Consider the following 13,622-nt stretch of genomic DNA (forward strand, 5'->3'; position numbering starts at 1 on the left):
GAGTTTTTCAACACAATCGACCCATTGCGGACATTAGGTGATTGGAGCACTCTGGCCGGATGCGCGGACTGGTCGTCGTTATCTGCATGACAGTAGCTGCTATCATCGGAGGCCTATGGTGGGCCGATGAGCGCTCGTTGAATGACAGTGAACGGGATCTTTTTGATCGGCTAGGGAGCGTCATTGGAAAAAGCGCCCCGTCTTCATCTCGCATCATGAGTGCGTTCGAGCTGCCAGCCAAATGTAAAGAATTGACATGCTTTTTTAGGTATCCGGAGTTTCGTAGCCCCAGTTCCCCGGCCGGGAATCTCCGCCCCGATCAAGACGGATTAGTTTTCGTGCTAGAAAAGGCTCAGGGGGAGTGCATTCGTCTCGATAAGGCCAGGAGCCGATTCGGTCCAGGCGAGGTCGTGCAGGCATGCGCTCATGGAGGGTGCTGGTACTTGGAGGCTCAGCATGACTGGGGCATATTGGCGTTCGGGATCGAGCAGCGAGACGCGACGTGTATAAGCTCGGTCGTGATAAACAGTCTGCCGTATCAGCGTCGCAAGAACGTCATGTGATAGGCCATTCCTGTTGCCCGCTTTCCACCCTTTGTGGACATTAGCCATCTTCGGGAGGGAGCGTTTGGCTGGAGGCGTAAGCCGCCACTATCTCGACTTCCTTCGCTTCCGTCGCGACGTGCACAATCACAGTGTCGCCCAGTTCGATGTGCGGGTGGAACGCGTTTTGACCCGCAAACCACATTGCCTCTGACAGCGGTTCGCCAGCGTGCCAAGTCGTCATGACGAACCTGTCATCTGGAATATCACCGAAGTCGAACTCTTCAAGGTTGGTCCAGTCCACGGTGTCGTGCCAGTTTTCACATTCAACACCCCAAGCGACCAAGTAGAGGCATCCGCTCTTTAACAGCCAGTGAGCAATGCGATTACGCCACTCCTGTGCGACCTCAACTTCCGAGATAATCAACGCACGAAACGCACCGCACCGTAGCTCGGGGGGATGTTGGTCCGGCGACAAATGAAGATACGTTAGTCCCATGAAGTAAAGCTTACGGAGAATGTTCCCAGCGGCAATGGCAATGTCCGGTTTCACTCGTTCGAGACATTCCCTGGCGTCACAGCTCCCCACTTGGCCAAACTCTGTTCGTGGACCTTTGAGCTGCTGCCGGTCTGATGGACGCTGAGATAGGCTACGCTACCTCAGACTGTTTCTCGAAGTCGATGGGGCTGAGGTACCCCAAGGTCGAGTGCCGGCGCCTCGGATTGTAGAAGCGCTCGATATAGTCGAACACATCGGCCTGGGCCTGGTCGCGTGTGCGATAGACCTTTCTGGCGACGCGCTCGGTCTTGAGCGAGGAGAAGAAGCTCTCCATCGCCGCATTGTCCCAGACGTTGCCGGAGCGGCTCATCGAGCAGGTGACGCCGTTATCGGCCATCAGCCGCTGGAACTGCTCGCTCGTATATTGGCTACCCTGGTCCGAGTGATGCAACAGGGCATCGGGCTTGCCNCCCTGAGCCTCGACGCCGCCGACACGGACTCGCGCAAGGGCATCTGCCGGTTGTTGACGGCGACCCGCCCCGACACCCCCGAAGCACGAGCCGCCTGCGGCCATTGAGGCGCGCGGGGGTAAGGCGCTCCTCGTCGGGGCAGGCACCCGAAGGCTCGATCCGTTCAAAATTGAGTAGCTAGACCTTGGCCCGTTAGAGAACATAGTCGAGCCATTGCAGACCTTAGCCGGGCAGTAGGATAGTGGGGATGACAAGCGCCGTTCACTCCTGGAAGCAGATTGGGCGGGCCTTCATTTGGCAATACCCGCTGCACAAGAAGAAGCACCGAGGTTGGCACTTTACCTGTGACGATGCCGCTTGCGACAGTCTCACCATGCTCATGGAAGCCATGCGGACCGAGGGTGCGCCGAGTAAGCGCAGCATTTCGCTAGCCCGCGTAACGCCCGAGGTGTGGGCGGTCCCTAACTTCGGCGCGCCACTTCGAGAGAGCTATCAAACGATGGTACTCGAATACGACCCGAACTTTAGTGATTTGCGTCTGAATGAGGACGAGGGTCGCCTTTGGCTTCATGTCGGGGATGCGAGCGCGACCACGCTGGTTAAGGCTCTGGCAGATTTGAAGGCAGGAGGCGGAGACTATTCCCTGCCGTCGAAGGACACGGACGCCCCACCAATCTGGATTTGGTGGATGCTACGGTCGAAACAGTAGTATCCTGGTCGCCGCAACACAGCTTCCAACACCGCCTACCCGATCGACAGCGCCCGACAAGACCTCCACGCATCACCTGTCCCCCGACGGGATCAGGCCCCGCGCCGACCTGGCGATCCGCCGGAGCGGTTCGGTGAATCTCCATGATCTGCTCCGGACGATCGCGTCGAAATCCCTCCTTGCCTCCTGGCGGATCCGTTCCTCCTGCGCGCGCGCCCTATCCTGTGCCGCGACGGCGAAGCGGAGCAGGGCGTCCCGGTGCAATTCCTCGGCGGGCCATTTCAAGGCCGCGGGGGCAGGGGCGAACCGGTCGTCGATCGCGCCCGCGCGGAAGAAGGCCAGCGGCCGTTCGGTACAGGTCAGCACGATCAGGCCGCCATCGGGTGAAATGTCGATCCCCTTGGGGCCGCCTTCGACATGATTGTAATTGCCGCGATCATAGGTGGCGTCGTCCATGATCGGGATCGACCTTGCGGGCCGCTGCCGATCGCACCAGCCATCGTCGCCGCTATCGAAGACGTGGAGCAAGGGCGCTCCCGCGTCCGCGACCAGCAGCGAAGCTTCGTCGGGCGTGAACTTCAAGCCGTGGGGATAGCGAATGCCGTGGAGCGTCGCGTCGGGCGCGCGGCTCGGACACAGATGCCTGTCGTTGCGGTAGAGGAGCACGGCCTGCGCTTCATGATTGCTGACGGCGATCCAGCGGCCGGACGCGCTGTGCGCGACACCGTCGGGCAGTCTCAATCCCTCCATCAGCAGGATCTCGCTCGAAAGAGCGGAATAACCAGCCCGGCCGTCGAGCAGGTGGCGCGACAGGGTGTTCGCATAATTGTTGCAGACCAGCAGCTCCACCAGCCCACCGCCCAGGCCGATGGCCGATACCGATCCGGGCGTGTGGATCGGCGCATGCGCCGCGCTTGCCAGCACGGCCGTGGGTTCGAGCCCAACCGGGGAAACCGGATGCCCGCGCGGCGGGACTTCGAACAGCACGATCCCGCCCGCCCTGTTCGCCACGACGAGCATGCGGTCGTCGATCCAGCAAAGGCCGTGCGGATGCGCCAGATGGTGTGAATGGGCTTCGACGCAATGGCTCACAGCCAGCTGCTCTGGCAATTTTTCCGGAAACTCTCCTGCCTGCCGGTCGAGGTCGAGAAGCAGGATCCTGTTTTCCAACAGGCCGGCGATCGCGATCCGGTCGCCGGATGGCGAGAAGCCTATGTCTTCGGTGCGCCCGATCCGGGACAGCGCGTCGCGGACCAGCGGCGGCGCGGAAAAATCGATCTCCATTGTCCGGATTGCTACCCCATCTCGTTCAAGGCGAAAGCTTCGAGCGGCCTGCTTCCCTGCGATGGATTTGCCCAACATGCCGCGCGCTTACGGGGAAGGGGCGAACAGGCCCTGGCGCGCATGCCACCTGGCGCTTCGATCCCGAACCGCAGTGGCCGCGAGAGGGCGTCGATCCCCGCATCGTGACTCGCACCTTGTACCGGGCGGAAGTTCCGGCGGGGGCCGGCCGATCGGCTTCTGCCGGAGGGACTCGGTGCGGTCATGCTCCGGACCGGAAGCGCCCGGATTTCGGCATGGTCGTTTCGCCGCCGCATCGACGCGCGTCCGATTGACCATATCCGCATCGGTCTGCCGCAGAAGGCACTCCCATTAACCATATCCCGCCCCGCATGGCCGAAGTCGTTCATCTGCGCGAAAGCTTTGGCTCAACACGTCAGCCAGTTCCACGGCGGCCAGGTGAAGCGACATATCGCGCATCTGTTGACGTCGCTTGGAGGGGTTCCGGCAGCCGGTCACAAGGGTGGCGGTCGGACGAAAAGCTGCAATCACGCAGGCCCGACCAGACGAGTTCGAAGGATTAATATAGTGACTATCATTGCCAAAAGTCCAGCAATTTCCGTATTCCTCGCCATGCTTGCCGGGACGGCCTCGGTCGCCCTCGCCGCGCAGCCGCAGGACCAGTCCCAAGCAGATATGTCTCAGGCCGATATGTCCCAGGCCGATGTGTCGGCGACCGTCTATGCCGCGTCTCTCCCGGATCCGGCCGACATGACCGAAGGGCCCGAGATCGAAGGCATCATCTCCGCGCGCCACGACGGCCGGATGCAGGTGACCACCGCCGACGGCGCCGAAACCATGCTGTTCCTGACGGACGCCACGACCATCAAGTCCAGCGGCGGTTTCCTCGGCCTCGACCGCGACAGGCTCGCCCCGGATCAGCTGCTCAACGGCCTCCCGGTCAAGGTCGAGACCTTGCAGGCGGGCGATATCCTGGTGGCGCGCCGGATCGATCTCAAGAACAAGGATCTCAGGACCGCGTCCATGATCCGCACCGGCACCGACCAGCGCTTCGCCCAACAGACGGCGGCAACGGAAGCGCTGCGCGGCCGCGTGGGCGATCTCGATCAATATAATGTCAAAGCCACGACGAACGTGAACTTCGACACCGGCAAGGCGGTGCTGTCCGCCGAGGCGAAGCAGGAGCTCTGCGCGACGGCGGCCACGGCCGACGGGATGGAGAATGCTTTGTTGCTCGTCGTCGGCTATACCGACGCCACCGGACCCCAGGAATTCAACCAGGTGCTGAGCGAAAGGCGCGCCGGCAGCGTCGTCAACCATCTCCAGCAGGCCTGCGGCTGGAAACCCTATCGCATGCTGACCCCGACCGGCATGGCCGAGGCGGACCCGGTGGCGGACAATGAAACCTTCGAAGGCAAATCGCAAAATCGCCGCGTCGCGGTGAATATCCTGGTCAGCAAGGGCCTGGACGGCATCTGAGGCGTGCGGGGCGGGGTGGGCTTTGCCCACCCCGTTACGTCCTGGTGAATCGATCCTAGCCCCTCCGCCTTCAGGGGAGGGGTTGGGGTGGGGGTTGTAGTTCAATCAAAGCCGTCATTTGCAAGGCGTGGTCACGCTTCAGCATGAAAACAGGCTTCTGCTGAAACATTTGCGCGACAGGATCATTGGTTCGGAGAGCAGGCAGGGAAGGACTGCCATGTCCGACGACCAGAACAAGGATGATGGAAGCCGCGGCGGCATGAGCATGTACGTGCGCTTCATGGCGATGATCGCCACGAGCACGATCGTGATGTTCGCGCTCATGTATGTGAATACTTATAACATAGATCATGTTTTCTGGAGCGAGACGCGCTTCTGGATGGCCTTTGTCATGGGCGCGGCGATGATGGTCGTGATGCTCCTTTTCATGTGGAGCATGTACAAGAGCAACACGAAGAACTTCATCATCCTGGGCACGGCCGCCATGGTCTTCGCGCTCGGCCTATGGCTGGTGCGCAGCCAGACGACGATCACGGACACCGAATATATGGCTGCGATGATCCCCCATCATTCGATCGCCATCATGACCAGCGAGCGCGCGCACATCCGCGATCCTCGCGTGCGCAAGCTGGCGCACGATATCATCCTCGCCCAGCGGCGCGAGATCGCCCAGATGCGCTACCTGATCGACGACATCCGCAAGAACGGGGTGCGCATGACCGAGCGGGTGCCGGAGGAGGCGCAGCGATGAGGAGGCTGCAGGTCCTTTGCTTGCTGTCCATCCTCGTGGCGCTTTCCGGGTGCAACCGCAACGCATCGTCGGGCAACGACCGCGAAGCGCGGCTCGACGCCGTGCCCACCGCTTCTCCCAGGATGGGAGCAGCCGCCGCGCTTCAGAACGTCGCCCCCGAAGCGATCAAGCCGGAAACCATGTCCCAGGCGGACATCGCGTCCTTGGGTGGCCTGGCCGGAAAGTGCGCTCTCCGGCTCACCGAAGTCGCCCACCCGACATTCATCTACCAGGAGGGCCGAAGCGGCGCCATCAAGCTCAACGGCAAGCTCATCATGCTTCCGTCGACGCGGGACGATCGCTTCGCCGAGGACGGCCTCAGCGTCACGCTTTCTCCCAAGGGTGAGCGAGGAGACGCGGGATTGCGGGGCATCGACATGATCATCGTCTTGCCGGGGGCGAAGGACGAACTCGGATATTCGGGGTTCGTCGACTGCCGCGAGGGAGACGCGAAATGACCTCCACCGTCAAACATGTGCTGATCGGCGCAGTCGGCGCGCTTCTGCTGCTGCTTCTCGTCGGTCTGGCTGTCATACTGTCGGGCGGATATGATGTTGCCGCGACCGAGAGGCACACCAGCTTGGGGGCGTGGGCGCTCGACACCAACTTCAGGAATTCGATTCAGGGACATGCGGAAGATGTGACCGCGCCCGAACTGACACCGGCAATGGTCTCGGCCGGGGCCCCGGAATATAAGGCGATGTGTGCCCATTGTCATGGCGGGGTCGGAGAGAGCCGCGCCGAATGGGCGGAAGGAATGCGCCCCAAGCCGCCTGCTCTCGCCGCCGCCGCCAGGGAGTGGAGCGCCGCGGAGATCTTCTGGCTGGTCAAGCATGGCGCGAAGATGACCGGCATGCCGGCTTTCGGGCCGACCCACGAGGACCGCAAGATCTGGCACATCGCCGCCTTCGTCAAAGCCATGCCGGAAATGACCCGGGACCAATATGCCGGTTACCGCGCCGAACATGGCGAAGACGCTCACAGTCACGCTGGGGACGGCGGGGCGTCCGCTCCGGAGCATTGAAGGGCCGGTCGAACCGATTGATCGCTGCCGGACAATGCCCTCCGGGCCTATAGATCATTCGCCCTGTCATTCGGAAGCACGATCACAGCTTCCTCCTCGTCGATCATCAGCAGACGTGGTGGCTGCGGCAGGCGCAGCTCCGCCGCCATGGCGTCTTCCGCATCGCGCAGCTCGCGCGCAGCCAGCTTCAGGCGCCGGCGGACGAGGGGCTTCAGGTCCGTGAACCGGTGCTGATCGTGCCGGCGCGTCAGCATTCGCTCGATCCAGTGCATCATCCTCACCATCCGGCTCGATGGAAAGGAAGAATGAGGAAGGCCACAGCCTGGATCAGGAGCGACAAGAGGATGAGACGCAAGGCCCAGGTCCGCCGTCGGGCGCTGTCCGTATTGCCTCTCAGATACTGTTCATAGGCAACGGCGTAGCTGGCGACCAGCAGTCCGCGGATGCGAGCCTCGGCGTCGGCCTCCCCATCTTCTTCCGCATGGTCGAGCAGGTCCGGAACGCGAGGGGGATCATGATAGACGAACAGCCATTCCGACATCACGACCTGGTAGGCCGAGGTGAACAGGGCAAGCACGGCCGCCGTCTCGAGCAAGATCAATGTCAGGGCAGACCATTGCCGCCAATGCTCGACATCCATCTGGACCGAGAGGCTGCTGAGCGCGAACACGGCGAAGGAGATGGCCGCCACGGGCGTGCTGAGGCTGGCGCGCATGCTTTCACGCCGGGACCGTTCACTGAGGAAGAGATTCCGGGCATGCTCCAGATGAAGTTCGGAGATATGCGTCATGACGCGGATCTGCTCATCATTCTATCCGCCGCGCGTGACGAAATCGAGCGTAGCGGTTCAGGAGGTCGTTGATGAGCTGGTCGAGGTCATAGCCCGTCACGTCGTGAGATTGATCGCTGTTCGAGGAGGAGGCCACGGCGCGATAATGCAGGCGCTCCGAATCCTGCGCTCTGCGCGTCTCTGCCCAGACGAAGCTCGGTGCCCGGAAGCTGCGCATGCGGATCGTGTAATGATACGCCCCGCGTGCGGCGTGGGGAACGATGAGGGCGAGCCGGTCTTCTTCCTGCTCGACAGCCGGTGTCAGGCCGCGCGCGCGCATCTGGTCCGCGACCGCGTCGAGCGCCTTCCGGGCGGTGCCGCCCAGGAAGTCGGCGACTTCTTCCCGTTCATGATAGCGCAGAATGCTGCCGAGCCGCTGCTGCCACCCCACTTCGTCGTCGGCGCTCGCAATATCGGCTTCCGAAATATCGATCGGGCTACCCTTGCTCTCCATTTGAAGCGCACGAAGCAGGCCATAGCAGACGAAGATCATGACGAGCGTGAATGGCAGGGCGCTGGCGATCGCCGCGGTCTGCAGCGCTTGAAGCCCGCCGGCGAGCAAAAGCACGGCCGCCACGACGCCAGCCGTGACGGCCCAGAAGACACGCTGCCAGACCGGCGAATCCGGAGCATCCCCGGACGTGATCGTATCGATTACCAGCGCACCTGAATCCGCCGACGTGACGAAGAAGGTGATGACCAGCAGTGTCGCCATTCCCGATGCGATGAACGAAAGCGGCAGATTCTCGAGCGTCTCGAACAGCGCCACCGGCATGTTGTTCACGGCCACCGCGGCAATGTCGGCGGCGCCGCTCAGGTCCATCTGGATTGCGGTGTTCCCGAAGACCGTCATCCAGAGGAAAGTGAAGAGCGACGGTACCAGCAGCACGCCCGTGACAAATTCACGGATCGTGCGACCCCGCGAAATGCGGGCGATGAACATGCCCACGAAGGGTGACCATGAGATCCACCAGCCCCAGTAGAACAGCGTCCAGTCGCCGAACCAGGCGTTCGGCTCATAGGCGTACATGCGAAAGGTGCGCTGAACGAGACTGCCGAGATAGGCGCCGACATTCTGCACATAGGCCTGCAACAGGAACACGGTCGAGCCGGCGATCAGTACGAAGAGGAGCAACCCCACTGCCAGGATGATGTTGAGTTCCGACAGTCGCTTGATGCCCTTGTCGAGCCCCGCGACGGCCGAGAGCGTAGCCATGCCGGTGATGACGGCGATCAGCACGATCTGAACCGTTGCATTCGTTGGCATTCCGAACAAATGCGCGAAGCCGGCATTGACCTGCAGGACCCCGAAGCCGAGCGAGGTCGCCACGCCGAACATCGTGCCGATCACTGCAAAGATGTCGATCGCATGGCCGATCGGACCGTGGATGCGCTTGCCGATCAGCGGATAAAGCGAGGAGCGGATGGTGAGCGGCAGGCCGCGGCGGAAAGCGAAATAGGCCAGCGCCAGCCCCACCACGATGTAGATCGCCCAGGCGTGCAGTCCCCAGTGGAAGAAGGTCAGCACCATGGCCTGACGTGCGGATTCGATCGTGCGGCCCTCGCCGACGGGCGGCTGGGCATAGTGCTGAATGGGCTCGGCGACACCGAAGAATAGCAGGCCGATGCCCATGCCTGCGCTGAACAGCATCGCGAACCAGGACAGGTAGCCATATTCTGGCTCGCAATCGTCCGGCCCCAGCTTCACATCGCCGTAGCGGCTCATCATCAGAAAAAGCACGAACAGCAGGAAACCTGCGACGGCCACGACGTAGAACCACCCGAAATCGACGATGATGAGTGCCTGAGTGGCGGCAAACAGCCCCTCCGCTTGCTCTGCGAAAAGCGAGCCGAACAGCACGAAGCCGAGGATCAGAGCCGCCGACACGAAGAAGACCGGCGGGTTGACCTGCATCCTCCATCCGTCCCGGGGTGCTGCGGGTATTGGCGTGGGGTCGATCTTTGCCTCCTGCCGATCACGGTGAATCAATGCGCCGTCCCAAGCAACGTGCCGGAACGGCGAGAGTTGCCAATCTTGCGTTGGCCTTCGAAGGCAGATCGCAAAATCGCCGCGCCGCGGTGAATATCCTGGTCAGCAAGGGGCTGGATGGCATCTGGGGCGTGCAGGGGGGCGTAACCGGCGGCTCGCAACGCGTCTTGTAAAGGCATGGTGACGAGAAGATCGTCCTCGGCCAACATGATGGCGATGGCCGCTTACAAACCCTGCGCCGACTGTCAGGCGCCCATTCGGTTGTCGGTTGCCCATGAACTCGTCTCGTGACCGACGCTGATCGCAGAGCGCGGAACGCCGGATGGGCCGTCGCTCTCCGTGCTTGAAATTATCTGCGACGACAGGATCGAGCAAATACATGCCTCCCTGGCGTCTTCCGCATGCTTGAAGGCCATCACCGCCGCGAAAGGAACTTCGCTGATCGGCCGTCCTTCATCATCGGCCAGAATGATCGACTGCCGAAGATCAATCGCACCCTCGATCACGTCCGCCGCAAGCAGGTGCCGCGCGATACGCCTGCATTCCGCGAGAGCCTGGTCCAACGTGTCGTGGTCCGCTCCCTCCTCATCGAGCAGAAGCTCCTCCCGGCCTCGAAGATGAAACAGGAAATGGGGCATAACCTATGTTAACCTCCTGAACTGAAAAGGTTTTGTAGATCAGCCGCCTTCGCTTTGCGAAGGGTCCAAGATTGGCCTAACATCGGTCAGGCCATGGGAGAGTCCAATATTGGACCCTTCTGCGAACGTGCCGAACAGCTAAACCATTCACCACGTTCAACTTTATTGTGTCGCCCCGGCATCGATTCACAACCGCCGCCTAGGGTAGGACATACCGTCGGGGATGAGGAACGAGCAAATAATGTTCGTAGATTGCTTGCACTGCCCCTTGCGATTGTCTGCCGCTTTTCGCGATATGTCGCACGACGAGCTTCAGTTCGTGCGCGCCATCAAGACGGGCGAGCGGCTCATACCCGCTCGGGCCAATATCATGGCCGAAGACGATCCCGATCCTGGGATTTCCACCATCTTTTCGGGCTGGGCCATTCGCTACAAGACGATCGGCCATGGCCGGCGTCAGGTGCTCGACATCCTGCTCCCCGGCGACCTGATCGGCCTTCAGTCGGAGATGACGGGCAAGATGCGACATTCGATACGGGCCGTGACGGAGGTTAGAGTCTGCAGCCTGAACAGCGCACGCTTTCACGACATGTTCACGGTCCAGCCGGCTTTGTCCGAGGCGCTCGTGGCGACGCTGCTCGTCGAAGAGCATCGTGCGGATACGCGCCTGCTTCTTCTGGGGCAGCAACGGCCGACGGAGCGTTTGGGCTGGTTCCTGCTGGAGCTTCGTGAGCGTCTCCAGCGACGTGGCGAGATGGTGGACGAAGGGTTTGATCTTCCTCTTTCCTATGAACAGCTTTCCGACACGATCGGCGTGTCGCGATCGCAGATCGGCGCCAGCTTGCGGGATATGAAATCACGCGGATGGGCGCGCCTCCAGGATCGAAGGCTGACCTTTGTGGACGCTGCCAAGATGACTCGCGAGTGCGAATATTCGGAACTTCCAGATCCTTCCACGAGAACATTGATCTAGGATCCGGACCCTGGCAGCCTGCTGAAACATCCCGCAATCCAGCGAGGTCTTCATGGCCTTCGGCGGTTTGGCGGGGTCGGCCGTGAAAAGTCCGCAGCGCTTGCCTGCAACTCAGGACATGGCCGTGCGTCTCCGCGACCGGCGATTTCGAACGCGACGCTGCTAAAACACCCATCCGGGCGCGCTCCGGCGCCCCGGAAAGGAGGGCCTCAGCCTGCCGCCAGCTTGACCATGATCGGCAATTTTGTTCTACCTCCGATACCTGAGAAACTGGGCGACTTCATGAATGCGCTCGAAGCGAATTTCAGCATTGCCGAATTTTCCGAAGGGATGCAGCAGTCGAAGGACTTTTCGGAACGCTGGGACAGCCTGGTGAAGCATCTTGGTGCCTATGGCGCTGACCAGATCAATTACGGTGTCCTCGATAACATAAGCTTCAAGATGGCCGAGGCGCCTGTCACCTTCATTTCGACGATGGATCCGGAATGGATCGGATATTATGGCGAGAGCCGGTTCGACCTGCATGATCCGCATGTCAATTTCGTACGTCAGGGACGGCTGGCGCCATATAGATGGAGCGAGGAAATTCTGCCGCGCATCGATGATGATCTCGCGCGAGATGTCGTCGTGCAGACGGTCGATGCGGGCCTGCGGTCGCAGATCAACATGATTGCGCCCGACCCGTTGGGAATATCCAGCCCCATTGGAGGCATGACGATCGGCTCCTCGTTGCGATCCCGGGAGTTTTTCGGATGTGTTGGCGGTGGGGATCTGATGCTGGTGACAGCCGCATCGATCTTCCATCATCATTCCATCGGTGAGATGCGGCGGCAGCAGGTCGGTGCGAGGCCGCTCTCGACGCGCGAACGGGACTGCATGTCCTACATCGCCCTGGGGCTGAGAATAACAGGGATCGCGGACAAGATGGGGCTGAACGCGGTGACCGTGGAAATGCATCTGCGAAATGCCCGGAAGAAGCTTCGTGCGAAGACCACGCCGCAGGCCATCGCCCGTGCGATGATGTTCGGCGACATCGCACTCTGAGGTGAATGTCGATGGCCGGCCCTCCGACAATGACCAATGCGCTGAACGGCTTCCTCGAGGCGCTGCAGGCAGCTGACGGCCTCGACATGAAATGGGGGCGTTTGACGGAATTCATGGGCGGATATGGCGCCGATGTGATCAACTATGCGGTATTGAATGTGCTGGAGGTTTCCCGAGAGGAAGCATCGGTCACCCAGTTTTCGAACATGTCTTCCGAATGGATCGACTATTATCTCGATCAACGCATGGACTTGTCCGATCCCCATGTGCGTTACGTTCGCCGGGGTGGCATGGCGCCCTATCGGTGGAACGAGCAGCGCACCATCGCGCTGACGAGCGACGACGAACGAAAGGTCCTCCTGCTCGCCAAGGAAGCCGGCTTGCGTTCCCAGATCAGCATGGTTGCACCAGATCCACTGGGATTGGCGGACCCGATCGGAGGAATGACGATCGGCTCGTCGTTGAAAGGCGGCGAATATTTCCGTGCCGTGACCCGGAAGGAAGATATGCTCGTCGCGGCCGCCATGTTGTTTCACAATCATGCGATCGGCGAAATCGGCAGGCAGCAGGTCGGCGCAAGGCCGCTGACCGATCGCGAACGGGATTGCATTGCCTATGTCGCATCCGGGTTGAGGACGGCACGGATTGCCGAGAGGCTGGGCGTGAGCGAAGTGACCGTCGAAATGCACCTGCAGAACGTCCGGAAGAAACTACGCGCCAGGACCACCCCGCAGGCGGTTGCCCGCGCCATGATCTTCGGCGATATCAGCTTGTGACCATCCTCCAGAGCGCGCTGCGTTAGACGTGACGCAATTCGCACGCTCTAAACCTTTGTCATCGCATCGTGAAAAGCTGAAAGCCGGTACCCGCTTTTCAGCACGATGCTTTAGCCGTAAGGGCTGATGGCCCCCTTTCGTATGGCGATGGCGACGGCTTCGGCGGTAGTGGAGGCGCCTAATTTGGCGCGCACATTCTTGAGGTGAAGTTCCACCGTCACGGGAGCGATCAGCAGGGCAGAGGCTATGGCTTGCACGCGCTTTCCACGCGCTATCCCTTCGAGACATTCCCGTTCTCGAGCAGAAAGTATCGGTTGATCAAGCATAGAAGTTTCGCGAGTTCCAGAAGGTAGGCCGGAAGGCAGGAAAAGTTCCCCAGCCCGGCCGGTTGATATGCCGGGGCAGGGCGGCCCGTTCCACCTATGGATATCCATAGATTGTCGCACGCGATCTACCTTCGCTAATGCCCCATAATCAAAGGAAATCGCGCTTGCGGGTTGGCGCGCAAGGCTTGCCTTTCAGTGGGGGACGACATGAATCGGTTTCGTAATAGGTCG

At 61.2% G+C, this 13,622-nt stretch carries 16 protein-coding genes and 1 pseudogene; 8 read left to right on the forward strand and 9 right to left on the reverse strand.

The features are described 5' to 3' along the window. Positions 1-603: 603 nt before the first annotated feature. Positions 604-1,095, reverse strand: a complete 492-nt coding sequence (locus RQX22_RS14810; RefSeq protein ID WP_315727332.1) for a DUF7684 family protein — start codon at positions 1,093-1,095, stop codon at positions 604-606. 97 nt (positions 1,096-1,192) lie between these two features. Further along, positions 1,193-1,510, reverse strand: a pseudogene (locus RQX22_RS14815) (IS3 family transposase); the annotation flags it as partial. Positions 1,511-1,758: 248 nt separating this feature from the next. Between RQX22_RS14815 and RQX22_RS14820 the strand changes: the two are divergent. Continuing rightward, positions 1,759-2,220 (forward strand): hypothetical protein, encoded by a 462-nt coding sequence (locus tag RQX22_RS14820; RefSeq protein WP_315727333.1) that lies wholly within the window; start codon positions 1,759-1,761, stop codon positions 2,218-2,220. 72 nt (positions 2,221-2,292) lie between these two features. Here RQX22_RS14820 and RQX22_RS14825 read toward each other — a convergent pair whose 3' ends face one another. Continuing rightward, positions 2,293-3,504 (reverse strand): YncE family protein, encoded by a 1,212-nt coding sequence (locus RQX22_RS14825; protein ID WP_315727334.1) that lies wholly within the window; start codon positions 3,502-3,504, stop codon positions 2,293-2,295. Between the two features lie 585 nt (positions 3,505-4,089). On the opposite strand from RQX22_RS14825, the gene RQX22_RS14830 reads away from it, so the two are divergent. The 4 genes from RQX22_RS14830 to RQX22_RS14845 all read left to right on the forward strand — a co-directional run bounded on the left by RQX22_RS14830 (position 4,090) and on the right by RQX22_RS14845 (position 6,815). Beyond that, complete coding sequence (locus RQX22_RS14830) at positions 4,090-5,001, forward strand: OmpA family protein (RefSeq protein WP_315727335.1); 912 nt, start codon at positions 4,090-4,092, stop codon at positions 4,999-5,001. 217 nt (positions 5,002-5,218) lie between these two features. Beyond that, positions 5,219-5,752, forward strand: a complete 534-nt coding sequence (locus tag RQX22_RS14835; protein ID WP_315727336.1) for a DUF305 domain-containing protein — start codon at positions 5,219-5,221, stop codon at positions 5,750-5,752. Continuing rightward, on the forward strand, positions 5,749-6,249 hold the full coding sequence (locus RQX22_RS14840; RefSeq protein ID WP_315727337.1) for a DUF6692 family protein: 501 nt from the start codon (positions 5,749-5,751) through the stop codon (positions 6,247-6,249). Before RQX22_RS14835 ends, RQX22_RS14840 begins: the two co-directional genes overlap by 4 nt. Further along, positions 6,246-6,815, forward strand: a complete 570-nt coding sequence (locus RQX22_RS14845) for a c-type cytochrome (RefSeq protein WP_315727338.1) — start codon at positions 6,246-6,248, stop codon at positions 6,813-6,815. Before RQX22_RS14840 ends, RQX22_RS14845 begins: the two co-directional genes overlap by 4 nt. A 47-nt stretch (positions 6,816-6,862) precedes the next feature. On the opposite strand, the gene RQX22_RS14850 is transcribed toward RQX22_RS14845, so the two are convergent. The 5 genes from RQX22_RS14850 to RQX22_RS14870 all read right to left on the reverse strand — a co-directional run bounded on the left by RQX22_RS14850 (position 6,863) and on the right by RQX22_RS14870 (position 10,272). After that, positions 6,863-7,090, reverse strand: coding sequence for a hypothetical protein (locus tag RQX22_RS14850; protein WP_315727339.1), 228 nt, complete (start codon positions 7,088-7,090; stop codon positions 6,863-6,865). Between the two features lie 2 nt (positions 7,091-7,092). Further along, the gene (locus RQX22_RS14855; RefSeq protein WP_315727340.1) at positions 7,093-7,605 is read right to left on the reverse strand and encodes a hypothetical protein; all 513 of its coding nucleotides are present in this window, start codon (positions 7,603-7,605) and stop codon (positions 7,093-7,095) included. 16 nt (positions 7,606-7,621) lie between these two features. Continuing rightward, a complete protein-coding gene (locus RQX22_RS14860) occupies positions 7,622-9,559 on the reverse strand; it encodes a BCCT family transporter (protein ID WP_315727341.1) in 1,938 nt (645 codons plus the stop codon). Positions 9,560-9,630: 71 nt separating this feature from the next. Then, a complete protein-coding gene (locus tag RQX22_RS14865) occupies positions 9,631-9,843 on the reverse strand; it encodes a hypothetical protein (protein WP_315727342.1) in 213 nt (70 codons plus the stop codon). Positions 9,844-9,879: 36 nt separating this feature from the next. Then, the gene (locus tag RQX22_RS14870; RefSeq protein ID WP_315727343.1) at positions 9,880-10,272 is read right to left on the reverse strand and encodes a DUF6894 family protein; all 393 of its coding nucleotides are present in this window, start codon (positions 10,270-10,272) and stop codon (positions 9,880-9,882) included. 295 nt (positions 10,273-10,567) lie between these two features. Here RQX22_RS14870 and RQX22_RS14875 point away from each other — a divergent pair, with 295 nt between their 5' ends. The 3 genes from RQX22_RS14875 (at position 10,568) to RQX22_RS14885 (ending at position 13,065) form a co-directional block, all read left to right on the forward strand. Further along, positions 10,568-11,245 (forward strand): Crp/Fnr family transcriptional regulator, encoded by a 678-nt coding sequence (locus RQX22_RS14875; protein WP_315727344.1) that lies wholly within the window; start codon positions 10,568-10,570, stop codon positions 11,243-11,245. 282 nt (positions 11,246-11,527) lie between these two features. Further along, positions 11,528-12,289, forward strand: a complete 762-nt coding sequence (locus RQX22_RS14880) for a helix-turn-helix transcriptional regulator (RefSeq protein ID WP_315727345.1) — start codon at positions 11,528-11,530, stop codon at positions 12,287-12,289. An 11-nt stretch (positions 12,290-12,300) separates the two neighbouring features. Continuing rightward, positions 12,301-13,065 carry a helix-turn-helix transcriptional regulator gene (locus RQX22_RS14885; protein WP_315727346.1) on the forward strand — a complete coding sequence of 255 codons (765 nt, stop codon included), beginning with the start codon at positions 12,301-12,303 and terminating at the stop codon, positions 13,063-13,065. Positions 13,066-13,175: 110 nt separating this feature from the next. On the opposite strand, the gene RQX22_RS14890 is transcribed toward RQX22_RS14885, so the two are convergent. Beyond that, entirely contained in the window at positions 13,176-13,499 is a 324-nt protein-coding gene (locus RQX22_RS14890; RefSeq protein WP_315727528.1) for a response regulator transcription factor, read from the reverse strand. Positions 13,500-13,622: the final 123 nt, after the last annotated feature.

It is taken from the genome of Sphingosinicella rhizophila (genome assembly GCF_032378825.1).
Classification (GTDB): domain Bacteria; phylum Pseudomonadota; class Alphaproteobacteria; order Sphingomonadales; family Sphingomonadaceae; genus Allosphingosinicella; species Allosphingosinicella rhizophila.